General features: G+C 65.2%; 3 protein-coding genes. All 3 read left to right on the forward strand.

Features of this window, described 5'->3' with window-relative positions:
- The first annotated feature begins 42 nt into the window (after positions 1–42).
- Genes GRF61_RS23815 through GRF61_RS23825 form a run of 3 tightly spaced genes read left to right on the forward strand, consistent with a single transcriptional unit; the run spans position 43 to position 2219 of the window.
- On the forward strand, positions 43–780 hold the full coding sequence (locus GRF61_RS23815; RefSeq protein ID WP_169153098.1) for an amino acid ABC transporter permease: 738 nt from the start codon (positions 43–45) through the stop codon (positions 778–780).
- Position 781: 1 nt separating this feature from the next.
- Positions 782–1462, forward strand: a complete 681-nt coding sequence (locus GRF61_RS23820; RefSeq protein WP_169153099.1) for an ABC transporter permease subunit — start codon at positions 782–784, stop codon at positions 1460–1462.
- 28 nt (positions 1463–1490) lie between these two features.
- On the forward strand, positions 1491–2219 hold the full coding sequence (locus GRF61_RS23825) for an amino acid ABC transporter ATP-binding protein (RefSeq protein WP_169153100.1): 729 nt from the start codon (positions 1491–1493) through the stop codon (positions 2217–2219).
- Positions 2220–2306 lie beyond the last annotated feature (87 nt).

The raw sequence follows: 2306 nt of genomic DNA on the forward strand, positions 1-2306 counted from the left end.
CCCTCCCCCCACCCGGGCCGCCCGCGGCCGCGAGGAAAGGCGATGAATTACCACTGGGACTGGCTGTTCTTCTTCCAGGAGGCCGACGACGGCCTCAAGTATTACGAATGGATCATCTCCGGCATGGGCTGGACGGTGGCAGTGTCGCTGGGGGCGCTGGCGGTGGCCCTGCTGCTGGGCTCGGTGCTGGGCGTGATGCGCACCACCCCCAACCGCGTGCTGGTGGCCATCGGCGACACCTATGTGGACGTGTTCCGCAACGTGCCGCTGATCGTGCAACTCTTCATGTGGTTCTTCGTCATCCCGGAGTTCCTGCCCGAGAAGCTGGGCCTGTGGGTGAAGCAGGAGCTGCCCTACCTGGTCACCGCCATCATCGGCCTCGGCCTCTACACCGCGGCGCGCATCGCCGAGCAGGTGAAGTCGGGCATCAACGCCCTCGCCCGCGGCCAGCGCTTCGCCGGCCTGGCGCTGGGTTTCACCGAGTGGCAGACCTACCGCTACGTGCGCCTGCCGATGGCCTACCGCATCGTTCTGCCGGCCATCACCTCCGAGGCGATGAACATCTTCAAGAACTCGGCGGTGACCTACGCGGTGGGCATCCTGGAGCTGTACTTCCAGTACAAGCAGATCATCGAGAAGACCTCGCAGGTGCTGGAGATCACCATCGTGGTGACCGCCATCTACTTCGGCCTCGCCTTCGCCATGAACCGCGTCCTCGCCTTCATCGAGAAGCGCAGCGCGGTGCCCGGCCTGATCACCGGCGGCAAGGGAGGCCACTGACATGAACGATTTCGACTTCGGCGTCATCACCGCCAACTGGCAGTTCCTGGCCGAGGGCCTGCGCTACACCCTGCAGGTGACGGTGGTGGCCATGATAGGCGGCATCATCCTCGGTACCCTGCTGGCGCTGATGCGGCTGTCCTCGATCAAGCCGCTGCAGCTGTTCGCCTCGGCCTATGTGAACTTTTTCCGCAGCGTGCCGCTGGTGCAGGTGATCCTGGCCTTCTACCTGATCCTGCCGATGGTGCTGCAGCTCGTCACCGGCCAGCCGATGCCGATAGGCGCGGCCAACTCGGCCTACTTCACCTTCACCGTGTTCGAGGCCGCCTACTACTCGGAGATCATGCGTTCCGGCATCCAGTCGGTGGCGCGCGGCCAGATCGCCGCTGGTTCGGCGCTGGGCTTCACCTACGGCCAGACCATGCGCCTGGTGGTGCTGCCGCAGGCCTTCCGCAACATGCTGCCGGTGCTGCTGACGCAGACCATCGTGCTGTTCCAGGACGTGTCGCTGGTGTATGCCATCGGCGCCACCGACTTCTTCGGCGCGGCGGACAAGATCACCCAGCGCGACCTGCGTCCGGTGGAGATGTACACCACCGTGGCGGTGGTCTATTTCATCATCTGCTTCACCCTCTCGCGGCTGGTCAAGCGGCTCCAGGCGCGCATCGCCATCATCCGCTGATCCCAGGCTAGCAACGGAGTTATTCCCGATGATCGAGATCAAGAACGTTTCCAAGTGGTACGGCAGCTTCCAGGTGCTCACCGATTGCACCACCCATGTGAACAAGGGTGAGGTGGTGGTGGTCTGCGGCCCCTCCGGCTCCGGCAAATCCACCCTGATCAAGTGCGTGAACGGCCTGGAGCCCTTCCAGCAGGGCAGCATCGTGGTGGACGGCACCGCGGTGGAGGCGCCCAAGACCAATCTGCCCAAGCTGCGCTCGCGGGTCGGCATGGTGTTCCAGCACTTCGAGCTGTTCCCGCACATGACCATCACCGACAACCTCGCCATCGCCCAGATCAAGGTGCTGGGCCGCAAGCGCGACGAGGCGATGGACAAGGGCATGAAGCTGCTCGACCGCGTCGGCCTCAAGGCCCACGCCAGCAAGTTCCCCGGACAGCTCTCCGGCGGCCAGCAGCAGCGCGTGGCGATCGCCCGCGCGCTGGCGATGGACCCGATCTGCATGCTGTTCGACGAGCCCACCTCGGCGCTGGACCCGGAGATGATCAACGAGGTGCTGGACGTCATGGTGGAGCTCGCCCGCGAAGGCATGACCATGATGTGCGTGACCCACGAGATGGGCTTCGCCCGCAAGGTCGCCCACAGGGTGATCTTCATGGACCGCGGCGCCATCGTCGAAGACGCCTCCAAAGACGACTTCTTCGGCCAGCCGCGCTCCGAGCGCGCCCAGACCTTCCTCGCCAAGATCCTGCAGCACTGACCCGCGCACGGCGGCGGTCCGGCCCACGGACCGCCGCCGGCGTCCATGCCTATTCCGCCGCCACCCCGCCCGGGAGATGTCATGAAA

Origin of the sequence: Azoarcus sp. TTM-91, assembly GCF_012911025.1 — a bacterium.
Lineage (GTDB): Bacteria > Pseudomonadota > Gammaproteobacteria > Burkholderiales > Rhodocyclaceae > Azoarcus.

Coding starts and splice junctions, on each gene's coding strand:
- GRF61_RS23825 (WP_169153100.1), top strand. CDS start 1,491: ATGATCGAGATCAAGAACGTTTCCAAGTGGTACGGCAGCTTCCAGGTG.
- GRF61_RS23820 (WP_169153099.1), top strand. CDS start 782: ATGAACGATTTCGACTTCGGCGTCATCACCGCCAACTGGCAGTTCCTG.
- GRF61_RS23815 (WP_169153098.1), top strand. CDS start 43: ATGAATTACCACTGGGACTGGCTGTTCTTCTTCCAGGAGGCCGACGAC.